This window comes from Streptacidiphilus jeojiensis, from assembly GCF_042510965.1.
GTDB lineage: Bacteria > Actinomycetota > Actinomycetes > Streptomycetales > Streptomycetaceae > Streptacidiphilus > Streptacidiphilus jeojiensis.
Genome location: NZ_JBEUKS010000001.1, coordinates 226,039 through 244,853, shown reverse-complemented (window position 1 = coordinate 244,853; position 18,815 = coordinate 226,039). Strand labels below are relative to the sequence as shown.

Annotated in this window: 17 protein-coding genes and 1 riboswitch; of the genes, 5 read left to right on the top strand and 12 right to left on the bottom strand. The window is 70.4% G+C overall.

Features of this window, described 5'->3' with window-relative positions; translation table 11 throughout:
- Positions 1–36: 36 nt before the first annotated feature.
- On the bottom strand, positions 37–342 hold the full coding sequence (locus ABUW04_RS01185; protein WP_198037384.1) for an STAS domain-containing protein: 306 nt from the start codon (positions 340–342) through the stop codon (positions 37–39).
- Positions 343–552: 210 nt separating this feature from the next.
- On the opposite strand from ABUW04_RS01185, the gene ABUW04_RS01180 reads away from it, so the two are divergent.
- Positions 553–1,422 carry an aldo/keto reductase gene (locus ABUW04_RS01180; protein WP_030252859.1) on the top strand — a complete coding sequence of 290 codons (870 nt, stop codon included), beginning with the start codon at positions 553–555 and terminating at the stop codon, positions 1,420–1,422.
- Positions 1,423–1,514: 92 nt separating this feature from the next.
- Here the strand turns inward: ABUW04_RS01180 and msrA are convergent, their stop codons facing one another.
- Complete coding sequence (gene msrA, locus ABUW04_RS01175) at positions 1,515–2,018, bottom strand: peptide-methionine (S)-S-oxide reductase MsrA (RefSeq protein WP_030252858.1); 504 nt, start codon at positions 2,016–2,018, stop codon at positions 1,515–1,517.
- Positions 2,019–2,236: 218 nt separating this feature from the next.
- Here msrA and ABUW04_RS01170 point away from each other — a divergent pair, with 218 nt between their 5' ends.
- On the top strand, positions 2,237–3,058 hold the full coding sequence (locus ABUW04_RS01170; RefSeq protein ID WP_030252856.1) for an SAM-dependent methyltransferase: 822 nt from the start codon (positions 2,237–2,239) through the stop codon (positions 3,056–3,058).
- A gap of 113 nt (positions 3,059–3,171) precedes the next feature.
- Positions 3,172–3,362, top strand: a riboswitch (M-box (ykoK) riboswitch).
- Positions 3,363–3,646: 284 nt separating this feature from the next.
- Positions 3,647–5,278: an NRAMP family divalent metal transporter gene (locus tag ABUW04_RS01165; RefSeq protein WP_380561772.1), complete on the top strand. Its 1,632-nt coding sequence runs from the start codon at positions 3,647–3,649 to the stop codon at positions 5,276–5,278.
- A gap of 12 nt (positions 5,279–5,290) precedes the next feature.
- On the opposite strand, the gene ABUW04_RS01160 is transcribed toward ABUW04_RS01165, so the two are convergent.
- The 4 genes from ABUW04_RS01160 to ABUW04_RS01145 form a co-directional block, all read right to left on the bottom strand.
- Positions 5,291–7,408 (bottom strand): transglycosylase domain-containing protein, encoded by a 2,118-nt coding sequence (locus ABUW04_RS01160; protein ID WP_380561770.1) that lies wholly within the window; start codon positions 7,406–7,408, stop codon positions 5,291–5,293.
- Positions 7,409–7,497: 89 nt separating this feature from the next.
- The gene (locus ABUW04_RS01155) at positions 7,498–9,033 is read right to left on the bottom strand and encodes an MFS transporter (protein ID WP_380561768.1); all 1,536 of its coding nucleotides are present in this window, start codon (positions 9,031–9,033) and stop codon (positions 7,498–7,500) included.
- Positions 9,034–9,205: 172 nt separating this feature from the next.
- Complete coding sequence (locus ABUW04_RS01150) at positions 9,206–10,426, bottom strand: RNA polymerase sigma factor (protein WP_380561766.1); 1,221 nt, start codon at positions 10,424–10,426, stop codon at positions 9,206–9,208.
- A gap of 80 nt (positions 10,427–10,506) precedes the next feature.
- Positions 10,507–10,848, bottom strand: coding sequence for a YciI family protein (locus tag ABUW04_RS01145; protein WP_030252847.1), 342 nt, complete (start codon positions 10,846–10,848; stop codon positions 10,507–10,509).
- Between the two features lie 271 nt (positions 10,849–11,119).
- Here ABUW04_RS01145 and ABUW04_RS01140 point away from each other — a divergent pair, with 271 nt between their 5' ends.
- The gene (locus ABUW04_RS01140) at positions 11,120–12,367 is read left to right on the top strand and encodes an alpha/beta hydrolase family protein (RefSeq protein WP_380561764.1); all 1,248 of its coding nucleotides are present in this window, start codon (positions 11,120–11,122) and stop codon (positions 12,365–12,367) included.
- A 78-nt stretch (positions 12,368–12,445) separates the two neighbouring features.
- Positions 12,446–13,219 carry a class I SAM-dependent methyltransferase gene (locus ABUW04_RS01135; protein WP_380561762.1) on the top strand — a complete coding sequence of 258 codons (774 nt, stop codon included), beginning with the start codon at positions 12,446–12,448 and terminating at the stop codon, positions 13,217–13,219.
- Between the two features lie 74 nt (positions 13,220–13,293).
- Here ABUW04_RS01135 and ABUW04_RS01130 read toward each other — a convergent pair whose 3' ends face one another.
- The 6 genes from ABUW04_RS01130 to ABUW04_RS01105 form a co-directional block, all read right to left on the bottom strand.
- Positions 13,294–14,067: a maleylpyruvate isomerase N-terminal domain-containing protein gene (locus tag ABUW04_RS01130; protein ID WP_380561760.1), complete on the bottom strand. Its 774-nt coding sequence runs from the start codon at positions 14,065–14,067 to the stop codon at positions 13,294–13,296.
- A gap of 12 nt (positions 14,068–14,079) precedes the next feature.
- A complete protein-coding gene (locus ABUW04_RS01125; RefSeq protein ID WP_380561758.1) occupies positions 14,080–14,808 on the bottom strand; it encodes a cytidylate kinase family protein in 729 nt (242 codons plus the stop codon).
- A gap of 117 nt (positions 14,809–14,925) precedes the next feature.
- Positions 14,926–15,696 carry a methyltransferase domain-containing protein gene (locus ABUW04_RS01120; RefSeq protein WP_380561756.1) on the bottom strand — a complete coding sequence of 257 codons (771 nt, stop codon included), beginning with the start codon at positions 15,694–15,696 and terminating at the stop codon, positions 14,926–14,928.
- 547 nt (positions 15,697–16,243) lie between these two features.
- Positions 16,244–17,041, bottom strand: a complete 798-nt coding sequence (locus ABUW04_RS01115) for an MIP/aquaporin family protein (RefSeq protein ID WP_380561754.1) — start codon at positions 17,039–17,041, stop codon at positions 16,244–16,246.
- The gene (locus ABUW04_RS01110) at positions 17,038–17,772 is read right to left on the bottom strand and encodes a YoaK family protein (RefSeq protein ID WP_380561752.1); all 735 of its coding nucleotides are present in this window, start codon (positions 17,770–17,772) and stop codon (positions 17,038–17,040) included. The genes ABUW04_RS01115 and ABUW04_RS01110 overlap by 4 nt, the downstream gene beginning before the upstream one ends.
- A gap of 106 nt (positions 17,773–17,878) precedes the next feature.
- Positions 17,879–18,793 (bottom strand): LysR family transcriptional regulator, encoded by a 915-nt coding sequence (locus ABUW04_RS01105; RefSeq protein ID WP_380561749.1) that lies wholly within the window; start codon positions 18,791–18,793, stop codon positions 17,879–17,881.
- Between the last annotated feature and the right edge of the window lie 22 nt (positions 18,794–18,815).

The window sequence follows — 18,815 nt, the reverse complement described above, 5'->3', positions numbered from 1 at the left end:
GCGGAACATCCGCCACGGTTGCCGCCGCGCTCGCCGCTACGCTGCCGTCAGCAGCCGGGACAGGCCGGTGGCCTTCAGCACCCGCAGCAGCAGCGGCCGTGCCTGGACCAGGCGCAACGGGACGCCGAAGTCGGCGGCCAGGTGCTGCGCCCGGATGAAGACGGTCAGCCCGCCGCACTCGCAGGAGTCCACCAGGGCGACGTCGACGTCGATGCGCCGCACCAGGGGGTCGACCAGCAGCGGTTCGAGGGCCTGGTCGAGCAGCGCGTCGGTGCTCCGGTCGACGCACCCGGAGAGCAGGATCTCCGCAGTGCCGGAGTCCTCCCGCACGAGCACGGCCACGGCTGAACGGTCGCCCATGAGTCCCCCGATCCCGCAACGCTACTGGGGAGCAAGGTAGTTGAATCAGCCACGGCTCGTACACGACATCCCCATGATCCCTTCCGTATCGTGTCTCCGCCGTTACCCGCGCCGGGGGGAATCCGGGGGAATAGCGTCCCGGTGATCCAGGTTGGCCCACTCCAGAGCACCCCACCTTCAGGAGGACCCAGCATGCCTGGCATCACCGACCAGCCGGTTCGCGCTTCCGGAAGCTATCTCCTCGGCGGCGACCTGCCCGTCGCCCGGCTGGGGTACGGCACCATGCAGCTGACCGGCCCCGGCGTCTGGGGGGACCCCGCCGACCCGGCCGAGGCACTGCGGGTGCTGCGCCGCGCGGTCGAGCTGGGCGTCACCTTCATCGACACCGCCGACGCCTACGGGCCGTTCACGGCCGACCTGCTGCTGAAGCAGGCGCTGCACCCCTACCAGGACGATCTGGTCATCGCGACCAAGGCCGGATTCACCCGGCAGGGCCCGGGCCGCTGGACCGCGGTGGGCCGCCCCGAGTACCTGCGCCAGCAGGTGGAGCTCAGCCTGCGCAACCTGGGCCTGGAGCGGATCGACCTGCTGCAGCTGCACCGGATCGACCCCAAGGTCCCGCTCGCGGAGCAGATCGGCGAACTGGCCGCGCTGCAGGCCGAGGGCAAGATCCGGCACATCGGGCTGAGCGAGGTCTCGGTGGCGGAGATCAAGGAGGCCGGCCGGACGGCGCCGATCGTCTCGGTGCAGAACCGCTTCAACCTGGCCGACCGGGCCTCCGAGGACGTCCTGGACTACGCGGAGGCCAACGGCGTCGCGTTCATCCCCTGGTTCCCGCTGGCCACCGGCGGCCTGCTGGGCCCGGACAGCCCGCTCGCCCGCATTGCCGCCGATCGCGGCGCCACCCCGGCCCAGCTGGCGCTGGCCTGGCTGCTGCGCCGCTCCCCGGCCGTCCTGCCCATCCCCGGCACCTCGTCCGTGGCGCACCTGGAGGAGAACGTCCTGGGGGCGACGCTGGAGCTGACCGACGCCGAGTTCGACGCCCTCGCCGCCGCCGTCTGAGCCCGCTCAGCCCATATGGCAGTAGGGGTGAAGGCCTCGTCGACAGGGCGAGGCCTTCACCCCCAGCGTAGGCCTGCGGCCTACTGCGGCGGCTACCGGCGCGGCAGCTTCCAGCCCGGCCGCGGGAAGTGGCAGGTGTAGCCGTTGGGGTAGCGCTCCAGGTAGTCCTGGTGCTCCGGCTCGGCCTCCCAGAAGTCCCCCAGCGGCTCGACCTCGGTGACGACCTTGCCCGGCCACAGGCCGCTCGCCTCGACGTCGGCGATGGTGTCCAGGGCGACCCGGTGCTGCTCCTCGTCGGCGTAGAAGATGGCCGACCGGTAGCTTGCGCCGATGTCGTTGCCCTGCCGGTCCACCGTGGTCGGGTCGTGGATCTGGAAGAAGAACTCCAGGATGTCGCGGTAGCTGGTCCGCTCGGGGTCGAACTGGATCTCGATCGACTCGGCGTGCGACCCGTGGTTGCGGTAGGTGGCGTTGGGGGTGTCCCCGCCGGAGTACCCCACCCGGGTCTCGGTCACGCCCGGCTGCTTGCGGATCAGGTCCTGCATGCCCCAGAAGCAACCACCGGCCAGAACGGCCTTCTGCGTGTTGCCAGCCATGGCTTCTCCCTCTGTGTCCTCGGTGCCGGTCAACCCCCTGACCGGCCGGCCCGCGGCGGTCGCCACGGGCGGTCGTCTCCAACTGTCGCCGGGGCGGTGCCCGCGGTCAAACCTGGACCCGGACCACCCGGCGGACGGGCCTCCGGTTACCCTGCAAATGATCACCGGACGGGCGTTCGAGCGAGTAGGGTGTGCCCGTGGCTGACAAGTTGGGCTGGATGAAGCCCGGGGACGACGACACACCTTCGGTCGAGCTGCGCACGGACGTGCCCCACCCCGCCCGGATCTACGACTTCCTGCTCGGCGGCAAGGACAACTTCCCGGTGGACCGCGAGGCCTCCCTGGAGATCGCCGCCGTCTGGCCGAACCTCCCCGCCTCGATGCGGGCCAACCGCAGCTTCATGCAGCGGGTGACCCGGTACCTCGCCGAGGAGCAGGGCATCCGCCAGTTCCTGGACATCGGCACAGGCCTGCCCACCTCGCCCAACCTGCACGAGGTCGCCCAGTCCGTGGACCCCGCCGCGCGGGTCGTCTACGTCGACAACGACCCGATGGTGCTGGTGCACGCCCGCGCCCTGCTCACCAGCGCGCCCGAGGGCAGGACCACCTACATCGACGCGGACCTGCACGATCCGCAGGCCATCCTGAACGCCCCGAACCTGCGCGCCACCCTGGACCTGGACCGCCCGGTCGCACTGAGCCTGATCGCGGTGCTGCAGTTCGTCACCGACGAGGACGAGGCGCACGCCATCATCGACGGGCTGATGAAGCACCTGGCGCCCGGCAGCTTCCTGGCGCTGTCCACGGTCACCGCCGACAGCGCCCCCGAGGAGGTGACCCGGGGCATCGACGCCTACGCGGCCCGGGGCATCCCGGAGCGGATCCGCGACCGGGCCGAGGTCGAGCTGCTCTTCGGCGATCTGGAACTGGTGGACCCGGGCGTCTGCCTGGTGCACCGCTGGCACCCCGACGCGCAGTCGGCGGCCGTCCCCGACGAGCATGTGCACATGCACGGCGGCGTCGCCCGCAAACGCGGCTGAGCCGCGCCCCTGGGCCGCGCAGCCCCTGGTGAGAAGCGGGTAAGGGCACGGCCCCGGTCGCGAAAACCGGTCGGGCGCCGCTGCCCGGAGGGCTAAGGTGGGAAACGATCGATGAGACACCTCGTTCGGTGAGGCGTCTCCACGGACACAGGCCACTGATCCCACCCGTCGAGAGACGCTCCGGATCAGGACACCTCTTCCCGACCTAAGGGTTGAGGCCAAGTGGCTGCGCAGACGGGCCGGTTGACACAGGCGCCCGCGCTACGCCGTGGGGTGCCAAAGCTCTGACGAGTTGGGGTGTGCCGGTGGTCCGTGCCTGGATCCCGGCGTTCCCCCTGCCGCACGGCGCCAAGGAGCGCCACGACCGGAGGGAGGCGAGCGACATGGACAGCAGCTGCAGTAGTCCGGGCCACAAACGGCCCCAGCACCCATGCCCGAGCCCGTCTTCCTCCGGCATGCGGTAACCAGCCCCCGCTCCGTGCGACCCGCACGGCGACCGGTCGACCCCGCCCACCCGGGCCCCGGGCCGGACCGCGGCTGCCGCATGCCCTCCACACGGCCCCCACCGGGGCCAGGGAGGGGTCCACCATGACCACCACCGCCGACACCACCACCCGCGCCGCCGTCCTGGACGACGCGCACCTGGGCGACATCCAGGGCGCCCTGGGCACCATCCGGCTGGACGACCACGGCGCCCGCCGCGGCCTGTCCGCCAAGGTCAAGACCCTGCTGGCGATCGCCGGCCCCGGACTGATCGTCATGGTCGGCGACAACGACGCCGGAGCCTTCGCCACCTACGGCCAGGCCGGCCAGGACTACGGCACCCATCTGCTGTGGACCCTGCTCCTGCTGGTCCCGGTGCTCTACGTCAACCAGGAGATGGTGCTGCGGCTCGGCGCGGTCACCGGCGTCGGACACGCCCGGCTGATCCTGGAGCGCTTCGGCCGGTTCTGGGGCGCCTTCTCGGTGATCGACCTGTTCGTCCTCAACGCGCTGACCCTGGTCACCGAGTTCATCGGGATCACCCTGGCCGCCGGGTACCTGGGGCTGCCCAAGGCTGCCTCGGTGCTGCTCGCCGCGGCGATCATCGTCGCCTCGGCCTTCACCGGCTCCTTCCGCCGGTTCGAGCGGATCGCGATGGCCCTGTGCGCCGGATCGCTGCTGCTGGTCCCGATCTCCTTCATGGTCCACCCGGCCGCCTCCCAGCTGGCGCACGACCTGGTGGTGCCCGGCCTGCCGGGCGGCAGCGGCCAGCTGGCCACGGTGATGCTGCTGATCATCGGCATCGTGGGCACCACCGTGGCGCCCTGGCAGCTGTTCTTCCAGCAGTCCTACGTCATCGACAAGCGGATCACCCCGCGCTTCATGCGCTACGAGAAGGCGGACCTGGTCCTGGGCATCGTCGTGGTGATCGTCGGAGCCACCGCGCTGATGGGCGCCTGCGCCGCCGCCTTCGCCCACACCGGCGCCGCGGGCGGGTTCACCGACACCGCGGGCGTCGCCCACGGCATCGCCGCCGACGCGGGCCGGGTCGCCGGGGTGCTGTTCGCGATCGCGCTGCTGGACGCCTCGATCATCGGCGCCTTCGCCGTCTCGCTGTCCACCGCCTACGCCATCGGCGACGTCTTCGGCATCAAGCACTCGCTGCACCGCGGGGTCAAGGGTGCCAAGGGCTTCTACGCCGTCTACGCGGCCCTGGTCGCCCTGGCCGCCACCATCGTGCTGATCCCCGGCTCCCCGCTGGGGCTGCTCACCGAGGGCGTGCAGACCCTGGCCGGGGTGCTGCTGCCGTCCGCCTCGGTGTTCCTGCTGCTGCTCTGCAACGACCGGGAGGTCCTCGGTCCGTGGGTGAACGGCGCCAGGACCAACGCCTTCACCGCCGCCGTGGTCGGCGTCCTGGTCACCCTGTCGGTGATCCTGACCGCGTCGGTGCTGTTCCCGCACATCACCGCGAACGCGATCCTGGACATCATGGCCGGCTGCGGCGCGGCGGGCCTGCTCGCCGCCGGCTACGCCCTCGCCCGCCGCCGCACTGCCGCGACGGCGGACCCGGTCGACCGGACCGGCCGCGACTCCTGGCGGATGCCGCCGCTGGAGACCCTCACCAGGCCGGTGATGGCCACCGGCCGCAAGATCGGCATGGGTGCGCTGCGTGCCTACCTCGCGGTGGCGATGGTGCTGGTCATCATCAAGATCGTCGAGGTCGCGCTCGGAAGCTGACGACCCCTCATGTCAGGGGCCGTTCGAGGAGGACCCCGGCAGAGGCACCGTGTGGAAGGAGCCGAAGGGGACGCCGTTCAGCGCCCCGCCCATGGCGTCGTGCCAGATGGGTCCGGCCACGGTGCTGCCGAAGACCTGACCGGGGCCGTAGGAGGTGCCGCCGATGGACTGGCCGTCCTCCAGGCTGGTGACGGAGGTGCCGGTGTCGCTGACGACGGTGGCGCCGGAGAGCTGCGGGGTGAAGCCGACGAACCAGACCTGCTTGTGGGCGTCGGTGGTGCCGGTCTTGCCCGCGCTGGGGCGGCCGTCGGTGAAGCCGTCGGCCGCGCCGGTGCCGTCCTCGACCACGCCCTTGAGCATGGTGGTGATGGCGTCGGCGGTGCTCTGCTGCATCACCGGGTGGCAGTTGGCGGAGGGGACCGCCAGGCTCTTGTGGTTGACGTCGGTGACCGCGGTGATCGCGGTCGGGGAGCAGTAGACGCCCCGGGCGGCGAAGGTGGCGTACACGTCGGCCATCTCCAGCGGGGTCAGGCTGTTGGTGCCCAGGGTCAGCGACTGCACCTGGGCGATGGGGGCCAGGGTGGTGGTACCGGGGGAGTAGGTGGCCTGGCTGGTGATGCCCAGCTTGGCCATCATCTGCACGACGTTGCAGAGCCCGGCGTCCTTCTCCAGCGGCACGAAGTAGGTGTTCACCGACTTGGCCATGGCCTCGGGCATGGCGAAAGGACCGACCAGGGAGGGGGAGTCGTTCTGGTTCGGCGGGTTGTCGGACTCGGGGAGCCGGTTGCCCTGACAGTCCTTCATGGCCGGGTAGGGCTCCTGGTACGGGGCGGGGTAGGTCCGGTCCATGCCGATGCCGTTCTCCAGCGCGGCGGCCGCGGTGATCGGCTTGACGGTCGAGCCGGTCGGGAAACCGCCGCCCCCGCCCATGGAGCGGTCGACGTTGTAGTTCAGCGTGGTGACCGCGGGGCTGTTGCCGTCGCCGTAGGGGCGGCTCTGGCCCATGGCGACGATGGCGCCGGTGCCCGGCTGGACGATGGTCATCGCGGTGGCGGCCTTGTCGCCGGGGGCGACGTGGGAGCTGACCGAGTTCTCCAGGGCCCGTTGGGCCCTGGGGTCCAGCGTGGTGTGGATGCTGAGGCCACCGCGGTCCCACAGCGCCTGCCGGGCCTCGACGGTCCTGCCGAAGGCCGGGTCGGCGAGGAAGAGGTGTTCGACGTAGTCGCAGAAGAACTGCTCGCCGTTGCCGGCGGTGATGCAGCCCTCCTTGGGGCGACTCACCTTCAGCCCCAGCGGCGCGGCCTTCGCCCGCACGGCCTGCACCGCGGTGATCGACCCGTACTTGGCCATCGCGGCCAGCACCACATTGCGGCGGACCAGGGCGGCCTGCGCGTCGATCAGCGGGTCGTAGCCGCTGGGGGACTGCACGATGCCGGCCAGCAGCGCGGCCTGGGGGAGGGTCAACCGGTCGGCGTGGACGCTGAAGTAGCGCTCGGCGGCGGACTCGATGCCGTAGGCCTGCTCACCGAAGAAGGCGATGTTGAGGTAGTCGGTGAGGATCTGGTCCTTGCTGAGGGTCTCCTCCAGCTTGATGGCGACCTTCAGCTCGGAGATCTTCCGCGCCACGGTCTGCGCCTGCGCCTCGCGGACCTTGGCCGGGTCGTTGCCGGCCAGCTCCACGTTCATGTTCTTCACCAGCTGCTGGGTCAGTGTCGATCCGCCCTGCGAGGTGCCGGAGGAGGCGTTCTTGGTCAGCGCGCGCAGGGTGCCCTTGAGGTCGATCGCGCCGTGCTGGTAGAAGCGGTTGTCCTCGATGTCGACCAGCGCCTGCCGCATCACCGGGGCGATCCTGGCGAACGGCACCACGACCCGGTCCCGGGCGTAGACCCTGGCGATCACCCCGCCGTCGGCGTCGTAGACGGTGGACGCCTGGGAGAGGGTGGGGGCGGCGTTGTACTCCGCCGGAAGGTTGTTGAAGTCGGTCACCAGCGACTTGGCCCCGAACCCGAGCGCGCCGACCGCGGGCAGGGAGAGTCCGGCGACCAGTGTGCCCGCCAGCACACTCGCACAGACCATCGCCACGCCCAGTCCGAACCTGCGGATGACACCGTGCAGACGCTTCCCCGCCATGCTTCCCCGATACCCGGTCCGCCCGGGCCCGGCCCCTTTCCTTACCGCTCTCACACGGTTCCGGGCCGGATCCGGCCGGAACCGACGGCCTAGCGCGAGCCGGCCGGCTCCTTGTTGCGCGGACCTCCGGGGCCCGAGGTGTCGGACGCCGGACCGGAGATCTCCTCCAGCGAGCGGCCCTCGGCGTCCACACCGAGGAAGACCTCGACCACGGCGCCGATCAGCATCACCGCGGCTCCGATGAGGTAGCCGATGAACAGCTTGAAGTGGTCGTGGCCGTCGCCGATCAGCTGTCCGTAGAGCCAGGGACCGAAGGCGCCGAAGGACTGGGCGATGACGAAGAAGACGGCGATGGCCTTGGCCCTGACCTCCACCGGGAAGATCTCACTGACGGTCAGGTAGGCGGCGCTGGCGCCGGCCGAGGCGAAGAAGAAGATGACGCACCAGCACACCGTCTGGGTGACCGCGTTCAGCAGCCCCGCGTTGAACAGGAAGGCGCTGACGGCCAGCAGGAACCCGGAGAGGAAGTAGGTCCCCGAGATCATCTTTCGGCGGCCGACGGTGTCGAAGAGCCGTCCGATGGTCAGCGGGCCGATCAGGTTGCCCAGCGCGAAGAAGATGAAGTAGTAGGCGGTGTCACCGCTGGCCACGCCGTAGATCTTGGTGAGCACCAGTGCGTAGGTGAAGAAGATGGCGTTGTAGAGGAACGACTGAGTGATCATCAGCGACGCTCCCAGCACGGAGCGGCCGGGATAGCGGGAGAACAGGGTCCGGGCCAGGGTGACGAAGCCGATCTGGTCCGCGGCGGCGACCTGGACCGCCCTGGACCCGTCGACCGGTGGCAGTGACCGCCCGGAGGATTCGACTTCGTGCTCGATCTCGGTCACCGCCTGCTCCGCCTCGTCGACCCGCCCGTGCATCAGCAGCCAGCGCGGACTCTCCGGCAGGTTCTTCCGGACGAACAGGATGACGAAGCCGAGGACCGGGCCGGACAGGAAGGCCACCCGCCAGGCGTAGCTGCTGGGCAGGTTGTTGACGACGGTGAGGGTGATGATCGTGGCGATCAGGGCTCCGCCCCAGTAGGTGCCGTTGATCGCGATGTCCACCCGCCCCCGGTACCGGGCCGGGATGAGCTCGTCGATGGCCGAGTTGATGGCGGCGTACTCGCCGCCGATGCCCATGCCCGCGATGAACCGGGTGGCGTTGAGCCAGATGACCCAGCCCTGGCTGTGGCCGGCCGTGCAGGCGGTGAGGGCGCCGCCGAGCAGGTAGACACCCAGGGTGATCATGAAGAGGTTGCGCCGCCCCCACTTGTCCGACAACCATCCGAAGAACAGCGCGCCGGCGACCTCACCCAGCAGGTACACGGTGCCGACCGAGAAGCTCACCGACGCCGAGGACAGGTTCAGCGTGTCCGGCTGGGTCAGGATGCTGGTGACATTGCTGGCGATGGTGATCTCCAGGCCGTCCAGCACCCAGGCCACACCCAGGGCGATCACCAGCCTGGTGTGGAAGGGGGACCAACCCAGCCGGTCCAACCGCGCCGGGACCAGGCTGCGGATGCTCCGTCCGGAGTCCGGAACGGCATGGTCCCCCGGAATGGCGGAGTCCGAGGAGTGGGTCATCAGGCACCTCCGATGGCGCGTCCTTCGCCGAGCGCCGGCGTCGGCGCGGGGCCCGGAACCGGCCCGCACCGGCACTGCGCGCTGCGGGCGGCAGCGCCCGCACCAGCGCATCTGCCCGGTTGTCCAGCAGGCTAACGTCGCCCTTATCTCCCCGCAGAACCTGACGCGCCGCTCAGCCGGACTGCAGCCGGCCCCGCAGGAACCGCCGTTCCGCCTCGGTGGGGGCCAGCTCCAGGGCCGCGCGGTAGCTCGCGTCGGCCTCAGCCGCCCGGCCGAGACGGCGCAGCAGGTCCGCGCGGGTGGCGTGGAGCAGGTAGTACCGGTCCAGCCGCCCGGTCCCGGCGATCGCCTCGACCAGCGGCAGCGCCGCCTGCGGGCCCTCGGCCATGCTGACCGCGACGGCGCGGTTGAGGTCCACGACCGGGCCCGGTGCGACGGCCGCGAGCTCGGTGTAGAGCCCGACGATCTGCGGCCAGTCGGTCTGCTCCGCAGTCGGGGCGGTGGCATGGCAGGCCGCGACGGCTGCCTGGATCTGGAACGGTCCGGCCCGCCGCCGCCGCAGCGCCCGTTCGAGGACCGCGCTGCCCTCGGCGATCAGTGCCTGGTCCCACAGCGAGCGGTCCTGCTCCGACAGGGTGACCAGTTCGCCGTCGGCGTCGATCCTGGCCGGCCGGCGGGCGTCGTGCAGCAGCATCAGCGCCAGCATCCCCTGCGCCTCGGGCTCGTCCGGCATCAGCGCCGTCAGCACCCGCGCCAGCCGGACCGCCTCCTGGCACAGCCGGTGCTTCCGAGGGTCCCCGTAGCCCTCGTTGAAGAGCAGGTAGAGCACATGGAGCACAGCCGGGAGCCGATCGGGCAGCAGGTGCCCGGGCGGCACCCGGAACGGGATGGCCGCGTGCGCGATCTTCTGCTTGGCCCGGAACAGGCGCTGGCCCATGGTGCGCTCCGGCAGCAGGAACGCCCGCGCGATCTCGGCCGTGGTCATCCCGGCCAGGCTGCGCAGCGTCAGCGCCACCTGGGCGTCCAGGTTCAGCGACGGATGGCAGCAGGTGAACATCAATTCGAGCCGCTCGTCCGGGATCTCGTGGTCGCTCGCGTACGGCTGCGGTTCGGGTTGCATCGCGGCGACCTCCCGTAGCTTCGCCGCCTCCGTGGTCGCCCGGCGGATCCGGTCGATGGCACGGTTGCGCGCGGTGGTGGTGAGCCAGGCCAGCGGCTGGTCCGGGACGCCGGTCTCGGGCCACTTCACCAGTGCCCGGGCGAAGGCGTCCTGGGCGCACTCCTCGGCCAGGTCCCAGTTGCCGCCGGTGAACCGGATCATGGTGGCCACGATCCGGCTCCAGCCGTCGGCGTAGATCCCGGCGATCCGGTCCTCCACCTGCCGCTCCGTCATGGGTCTCGCGCTACCTGGTTCCTGCGCTGCCTGGTTCCTGTTCCGTGCTCCCGGCGGGCTGCCGGGCTGCCGTGCTCCGCCTAGTCCTCGTCGTCGAGCCAGAACGGGCGGAGCTCGATCATCCCGTGCCAGGCCATCGGGTGCTTGGATGCGACCTCGATGGCCTCGTCGAGATCGGCGCACTCCAGCACGTCGAAGCCGGCGATCTGGTCCTTGGTCTCGGCGTAGGGCCCGTCGGTCAGCAGCACCTCCCGGTTGCGGACCCGCACGGTCGTGGCGTCGTCGGCCGGGCGGGTGCGGTTGCCCAGCAGCCGGATCCCCTTGCCGTCCATCTCGGCGACCCAGTCCTCGACGTCCGGCGCGCCCTCGTCCTGTCCGGGCTTGAAGTCGGGGTCGGTGCAGACCAGCATCAGGTACTTCATGGCAGTGCTCCCATCGTGGTGTCGGCAAGTGACCACAGCAGTGGCCGTGGTCCCTTCATCATCTCCGTGCGACTGACGAACGGCGGGAGCGTTCTACTACCACTGTGCCGAAGATTTTTTCCGGCGGCGCCGAGAACGGTGCGGCGGGCGGTGCCGGGGGTATGCCCCACCCCCGAGTCGGGGACCAGCACCATGGGACCGGTCTGCCCCCGCTGGAACAGTTGGGTCGTGTCAGCACCTTTTCGGATTCCGGCGAGAGGGAGAACAGACCATGCACGCCATCAGCCCGCGCAGCCGCACCCTGGTCGCTGCGGCGGCCCTCACGTTGACCGTCGCCTGCGCGGCCCCGGCGGCAGCTGCGTCCGCGGCCGCGGGGTCGGCGTCGACCAGCGCGGTGCAGCAGTGGACGCAGCGCGGCACCGTCGTGACGGTGACGCCGCTGTCCCGACTGACGCCGGCCCAGGCCTCCGCGTACGTCACGACCATGGGCTTCGCGACGGGTGACGCCCGCGACGGTGTCGACCTCTACCGGATCACCTACCGGACCGTCACCCCGCAGGGAGGCCCGACGACCGCCACCGGACTGCTGGCGCTTCCCGTCGACGGGAGGCACAGCGCCCTGCCCACCGTCGAGTACACCCACGGCACCATGCCCTCCCGGGAGGACGCGCCCTCGGTCTCCGACGGGCCCGACCGCGCCGTCACGGTGATGTTCGCAGGTCAGGGCTTCGCCGCGGTCGCCCCCGACTACCTGGGCTTGGGCCTGGGGCCGGGCGCCCACCCGTACATGGACCTCGGCTCGGAGACATCCGCCTCGGTCGACCTGCTGCTCGCGGCGCGCACCGTCGCCGCCGAGCACGGCCGACGACTGGACGGACGACTGCTGGCCACCGGCTTCTCCCAGGGCGGCGCCGCCGCGATCGGCCTGGCCCATGCGGTGCAGCAAGGCGCGGTGCCAGGCTTCCGACTCACCGGGCTGGCGCCCGTCAGCGGACCCTACGACCTCCGCGGCCAGGAGATCCCGGCAGCCTTCGACGGCCGACTCGACCCGCCCATCGCCACGTTCTACCTGGCCTACCTGATCACCGCCTGGAACCGGCTGACCCCTCTCTACCAGACGCCGTCCGAGGCCTTCCGCGCTCCCTACGACCGCACCGTGCCGCAGCTCTTCGACGGCGACCACACCGACGACCAGGTCACCGCAGGCCTGCCGGCCGATCCGACGCACCTGCTCACCCCGGGATTCATCGCGAAGCTCCGCCACCCCACCGGCTCCTTCGCCGCGATGCTGAGCAAGGCCGACGCAGTCTGCGACTGGACCCCGAACGTCCCGGTCCACCTCTTCGCCGCCGACGGCGACCGCGACGTGGCCTACGGCAACGCAGTCGCCTGCACGGACGCCCTGCGCGACCACGGAGCGCACGTTTCACTCACCGACGTCGGCCCCGTGGTCCACACCCAGTCCGCCCTGCTGAGCTACCCGCAGATCCTGAACTGGTTCGAGAAGCTGGCGGCCTGACGGAAGCGCAACGCGCACGTCGGACCTGTCCATGGTTGGGCCAGGAACCGAACGGGTGCGACCTACGTCTCCCGCACCATGACTTCTGACGATCAGCAAGGGCACGCGAGCCGGACCGGAGCCGCCTCGCCGACTGCTGTGACTGTGGATCCGCCGCAGGTCAACGACTACGACAGCATCGCCGAGGCGTACTCGGCCGAGAACGAGACCAGCCTCGTCAATGCCTACTACGAGCGGCCGGCGATGCTGGCCCTCGCCGGGGACGTGGCCGGTCGGCGGATCCTCGACGCCGGCTGCGGTTCCGGGCCGCTGTTGGCGGCGCTGCGCGACCGTGGCGCCGTCGTGAGCGGCTTCGACGCGAGTGCCGGGATGCTGGAGCTGGCCCGGCGGCGGCTCGGTGACGGTGCGGACCTGCAGGTGGCCGACCTGGGCAGTCCCCTGCCCTACCCTGACGACACGTTCGACGACGTCGTCGCGTCCCTGGTGCTGCACTACCTGGAGGACTGGGGGCCGGCGCTGACCGAGTTGCGACGCGTACTGAAGCCCGGCGGTCGCCTGATCATGTCCGTCGACCACCCCTTCGCCATCCACGGCTTGGAGTTCCTGGCCGGGAACAGAAGCAACTACTTCGCGACCTACGACCGGATCGAGGAGTGGACCATGGGCGGCCAAACCGCCCAACTGCGCTTCTGGAACAGGCCGCTGCACGCCATGACCGACGCCTTTAGCGAAGCGGGGTTCCGGATCACGGTCATCAGCGAGCCGGAATCCGTCCCGGCCGCCCGTGACCTGTTCCCCGAGGTCAAGCCACGCTTCCTGAGCTTCCTGTTCTTCGTCCTGCAAGCGGAGTAGCACTGGAGCGGGCGCGGAGCCCGACGGTCACCGGCTGGCGCCGATGCCGTCCTGAGACTCCGCGCCCTGTTGTCCTACTCGTTCGGGTCCCACTCTGCGAGCTGCTCCATCGGCTCGGTGTTGCCGGTGGTCTCCACGCTGTCGAGCGGGGCGCGCTCGTAGAAGTAGAGGACCATATCGCTCGCAGTGCCTCGCATCGCCATGTCGCCGGGCTCCGCGTCGGCGGCGAGGTCGTCGCAGTGGACGCCGTCGGCGTTGAGGGTCAGGCGCCAGGAGCGGCCCTCGGTCGCGTGCAGGTCGATGGTCGCCGGCTTGAACGGCCAGGGGACGGTCGTCGCCGAGACGGTGGTCAGGAACTCGTCGACGCCCTCGACCGCGACGTCCGTCGGCAGCGGCTGCGCGGTCCCCTGGGTGAGTTGGACGTCGTAGGTGTGGACGGCGATCTCCTGGATCTGGTGCCGGGCCACGGCTCCGCTGGTCTGCGGGGCCTGCGAGCGGCCCCACCAGGTCCAGCAGCCGCGGTCCGGGCCGGCCTCGCGCATCGCGTCGAGCATGAGCTCGGTCGACTCGGCCAGCCAGGCGTCCAGGGCCTCGCGGTCACGGGGCGCGGTCGGGGCACCCTTCGGGTCCGTCCTCGCCGGGGGCTCAGCGCCCGGGCCCGCCGCGACGATCGCGGCCTGGCGCCGGCGTCCGTCGCCGAGGTGCTGCGCCAGGTCGCGCAGCGTCCAGTCCGGGCAGGTCGGAACCTGGACGTCAAGGTCGGGCGCGGACGCGATGGCAGCACGGAACGCAGCCGAACGGTCTTCGATCAGCCGCAGGACCTCAGGGAACTCCAAGATATTTTGCACGTCGGTTGTGTATCACGGCGCTCCGCCCGCAGGGTAGCGAATTTGTCGCACGAACGAACCGAGGGCCGGGGGTCGGACTTCCCAGGTCGGGCGTTGGAGTTGGTCGTTGTACACGATGATGTCGGCGTGGTCGGTGGGGCGGGCTGTGGTGAAGTAGAGCTGTTGGGAGGGGATGTAGCGGTGGCGCCAGGATCGTTCGATGTCTGCGGTAGAGCTGGCCAGCGCTGCGCCTCGGTGGCGGGCGCGGTCTATCGTCTGCTCGAAGGGGACGGACACGAAAATGCGCAGGTCCCACTGGTCGATGAGTTCTGGGCGTAGGAGGAAGACGCCGTCGAAGAGCAGTACGGCGTCTGTGGGGGCGGTCGTGGTCGGCTGGGATGACGGGGTGTCGGTTTCGGCGTCGTAGACCGCGGTTTGGAACCTTCGGTTTCCGCCCGGGCCCAGTGGGTCGAGTAGGACCCGGCACAGCGCGGCGTGGTCGTGGGCGTCGAAGTAGCAGCCCTCGGCCGAGTACTGGCCGCGTCGGTAGCGCTGGGCGCGGGGGACGAGGAAGTCGTCGATGCTTGCGCGGATGACGTCGCGGTCCTGGGCGCGCAGGACGACGGCAAGCTCATCGGCCAGCGTGGTCTTGCCGGAGGCGGGCGCCCCGTCGATGGCGACCCGCAGCGGGTGAGGCGTCGTGACGGACCTGATCGCCTCGGTCAGCCGACTGATGAGCTCGCCGCGAGTGCCCTGGTCCATTGCTACCTCTCTCACGGTGTCCGTGCCCAGCACCGCACGTCACGCTGTGGTCGCCGACGCTCGTTCGACGAGACAACCGCTTGATGGCCCGCCAGGGCCACAACCCAGTCTGGAGGGTCATGCCCCCTTCGCGAAGACCAGCACCTCCGTGGAGGCGACGCCCATGGGGGCCAGGAAGCTGGCCTCCAGGGTGCAGTTGAGGGTTGCGAAGAGGTCCACGCAGGTCTGGCGAGGCATGGCGGCCGGGTAGGAGTCGTGTCCCGAGCCGCCATCCGTCGCCCAGGCCTGTACCGCCGCGGGGTCCAGGCAGGTTTCCGTCATCACGTCGAAGACGATCCGACCACCGGGGCGCGTGACCCGTGCCATCTCGTAGAAGTAGCGGGAGGCGCAGAGGAAGGTCACGGTGTTGAAGACCTTGTGGGCCTGGACCAGGTCGACGCTGGCGTCGGGGGTCGGGGCGAGACTGCTTCCCGCGGTCGGTCGGGCGACCACGCCGAAGGTGGTCACTAGGTAGTCGGCCCAGGGCCCTGCGGTCTCGTAGATCTCGTAGCGGTCCGGCGAACACTCCTTCAGCGTCTTCTCCAGATACCGTCCGGACCCGGGGCCGATCTCCAGCACCGTTTGCGGGTCGGTGGCGAAGACACCGAGATCGCGTAGTTTGTCGATGGTGGACTGGGTCGCCCCGGGCGTCCCGTTCATCACCGCGTCGATGTGGTCGCCGACGGACAGGCCGGCTGCCCGGGCGGCCCGCATCGTTGCCTCGAACGGGATGAAGTCGTCGACGCCACCCAGGTTGTTGGCGCTGCGCACGATGTCGAATCCAGTACGCCCCAACACTCGCTTGAGCCCCGACTTCAATACCGGCATTCTCGCGCCTGCTGTCCTCATTAAACGTGCCCCCCAGTCGTTTCTGCGCTGGGGGTCAGCATAGGATCCGCGGATGCCGCAGCGCAGGGGGGACGGCAAATTCGCTACGGAGTTACGGTAGGCCGGTTTGCGGCGCGGGAGCTCACACCCGATGCATACCGTTTCGCTATGGAGGTAGGTCGATCCTCGGTGGTCTGCGCGGGAGTGTCGCAGGTGAGGGGGTGCAGGCACATCAGATATACAGCCAGCTCTCAGGAACTCTCCTGGAAGTTCCGGGTCTTGGCTGAATATGTTCTGACTGCCTGTCAATATCCGCCCTGGTTCCCTCATTTTCGGAACCAGGGCGAGCGCGGATGCAGTTGTGCGATCAGGTAGTGGCCTGTGCGGCTGCGGGGGCTACCGGCGTTGGCTGGAGTGTTTTGATTCCGGCCGCTGGACCCTTTCCGGGCTGAGGGATGGCTCGTATGGTGCATGTCATTGGAGCCATTAGATCGTGGTCATGACATTCCAGGCAGCCGTGGTTGCAGGCATATTCCTGCGAACGTCTCGGCGGTGTTGAGGCCCCGGGTCAGGACGCCGAGGAAGGGGACGTCGACGGCCGTCCTGCGCCGACTGCCGCCGTTCGTGGCGGGATGGCGGTCGGGCTCGGAAGGTCTGCGCTCGGGCGGCGCTGGGCTCGTCGGACTGCTGTGGCGGCGGCCAGGGATCCGATCACAGGGGCGAGGAGGTAGACCGGGAGCAGGGCGGTGCGGCCGGACAGGAGGGCGGGGCCGAACTCGCGGGCCGGGTTGGCAACGCCGCCGGAATGGGTGCCGAAGGCGATGATCTGAGCGGTGATCAGGGTGCCCACGGCCCAGGGGGTGTAGCGACCGAGGCGACGGCTGGAGATGCCGATGCCCGCGACGGCGACGATGACGAACATGGTGCCGGCCTCCACTGCGGCGACAGCCGCCCAGGACCACCCGGGAGCGGGCGCCACCGCGGCGTAGTCCGTGGCCCGGCCGGCGATCGCCGGCCCCCAGGCCAGCCGGGCGGCCGCGGTGCCGACGACGGAGCCGAGCAACTGTGCGGTGATGAACGGGAGGACGTCGCGCCCCGGGGTCCTCCCGTAGCGCCACATCGCAAGGCTGATGGCGGGGTTGAGGTGGCCGCCGGTCGCTCTGCCCCAGGGCGAGAGCATGAAGGCGGTGACGGTGTAGCCGGCGATCGGCGCGACCGCGAGCAGCCTTCGCTGCGGGGTGTTCCACCAGCCGCCGGAGCCGCTGTCGATGGTGACCATCAGCCATCGGGTCGCGGTGACCGCGATGAAGAGCATGATCGCGGTCATGACGAGTTCCAGGGCTGCCGCCCGGCGGTGCGTGCTCACAGCGGGTCGGTCCAGGAGGCGTCGGAGCGGGCCAGGACGTGTGTGGCGGCGGTCGCGCCGAGGAGCAGCAGGGAGGCGAGCAGCAACGGCAGGGCCGGGTTGCCGTGCAGGACGGCGACGGCGCCGGCCAGGCCGCCGATGAACATCGCCAGTGCGGACAGGGTGCGGCGGCCGACCTTGCCGCCCTTGCCGCCGGCGGCGCGGCTGTCGGAGGCGATGCCGGTGATGGTGAGGGTCAGGACGGTCGTGGTGAGGTCGGGGACCGCGAGCGCGCGGGAGGCCGCGTTCTGGACGCCCATGCCCAGTCCGAGCAGGGCGATCAGCGCATAGCGGGCATCCCCGTCGTACGGGCTGCCGGTGCTCTGGGCGATGGCGTAGGCGGCCAGGACAAGGACGCTCTCCAGGACCAGCGCCATGTGCAGCAGCTGCCCGCGGTGGGCCCGCGTCCGGTGCGCGATCCGGCCGCCGAGCAGCGCGCCGACGGCGAAGGCCGCGAGCGCCGCGAGCGAGGCGGCCAGGGAGAAGCCGGCGGCTCCGGCGATGGCGAAGCCGGAGAAGACGACGTTGCCGGTCATGTTGGCGACGAAGACATGCCCCAGGACGAGGTAGCTGAAGGCGTCGACGAGACCGGTGACCACCGTCAGCGCGAGCATCACCGGCGGGAGCGGGCCGTGCCGGTCCTCCCGGTCGGGGACCACGGTGGTCCACGCGTCCCGCAGTACGACAAGCATGGCGGCGCTCCTGTTCTCCTGGGTGATCACCTCCAGGTTGGAGCGTCTCGTACGTTCTGTCCAACATATGGATGCGGACTCAGCGAGCTGTTTCAGCGATCGATCGTCATACGGTATGCCGTTCGACGACGTCGAGGAAGGCCGCGGCGGCGGGCGCCAGCCGCTTGCTGTCGTAGACCACCGAGACGTGGTGCACCGCTGCCGGGTCCGCCAGGCGCAGGATGCGGGCACCGTTCGGCAGGGTGCCGTCCGGGAGGAGGGACCCGTGGCCGCGCACGGAGGAGTGCGGGACGACGGTGATGCCGACACCCCGCGCGGCCAGCCGGATCATGTCGTGGACCTGGCCGACCTCGAAGTGTCGCTGCGGCGTCAGTCGCTCCCGGGCGAAGGCCGCCTCGACCTGGCGGCGCAGTCCGCTGCCCTGGGAGAACTGGATCAGCTGGTCGTCCGTCGGGAGGTCGGAGAGCTCGATCAGGTCGCGGTCGGCCAGGGCGTGGTCCTGCGGCACGATCACCACCAGGGGGTCGCTGCCCAGCGACCGGTGGTCCAGACCCTCGGGTATGTCGCCGGGACCGAGGCCGACCACCGCCACGTCGAGGCCGCCGGACAGGACCGCGGCGGCCATCTCGGAACTGGGTGCGTTCAGCACGTGGAAGTCGATGGCGGGGTGCCGGGCGTGGTAGTCGGCCATCACCTCGACCATGTCGACCGAGCAGGCGAGCGTCTGCACCAGGCCCAGGCGCAGCCGGCCGCGGCGCAGGCCCGCGAGCGCGTCCAGGGCGGCCTGCGCGTTGTCCACGTCGGCGAGGATGCGCCGGGCCAGCGGTTCCAGCAGTTCGCCGGCGGCCGTCAGCCGGACCGAGCGGCTGGTGCGGCTGAACAGGGCGGCCCCGACCTCCTTCTCAAGGCGGGCGATCTGCTGGCTGAGCGCGGACTGCGCGACGTAGCAGTCGGCCGCGGCCTGGGTGAAGTTGCGCGTCTCGGCGACGGCCAGGAAGTACTTCAGATGCCGCAGATCCATCTGTCACGCCGATCGATTCGAG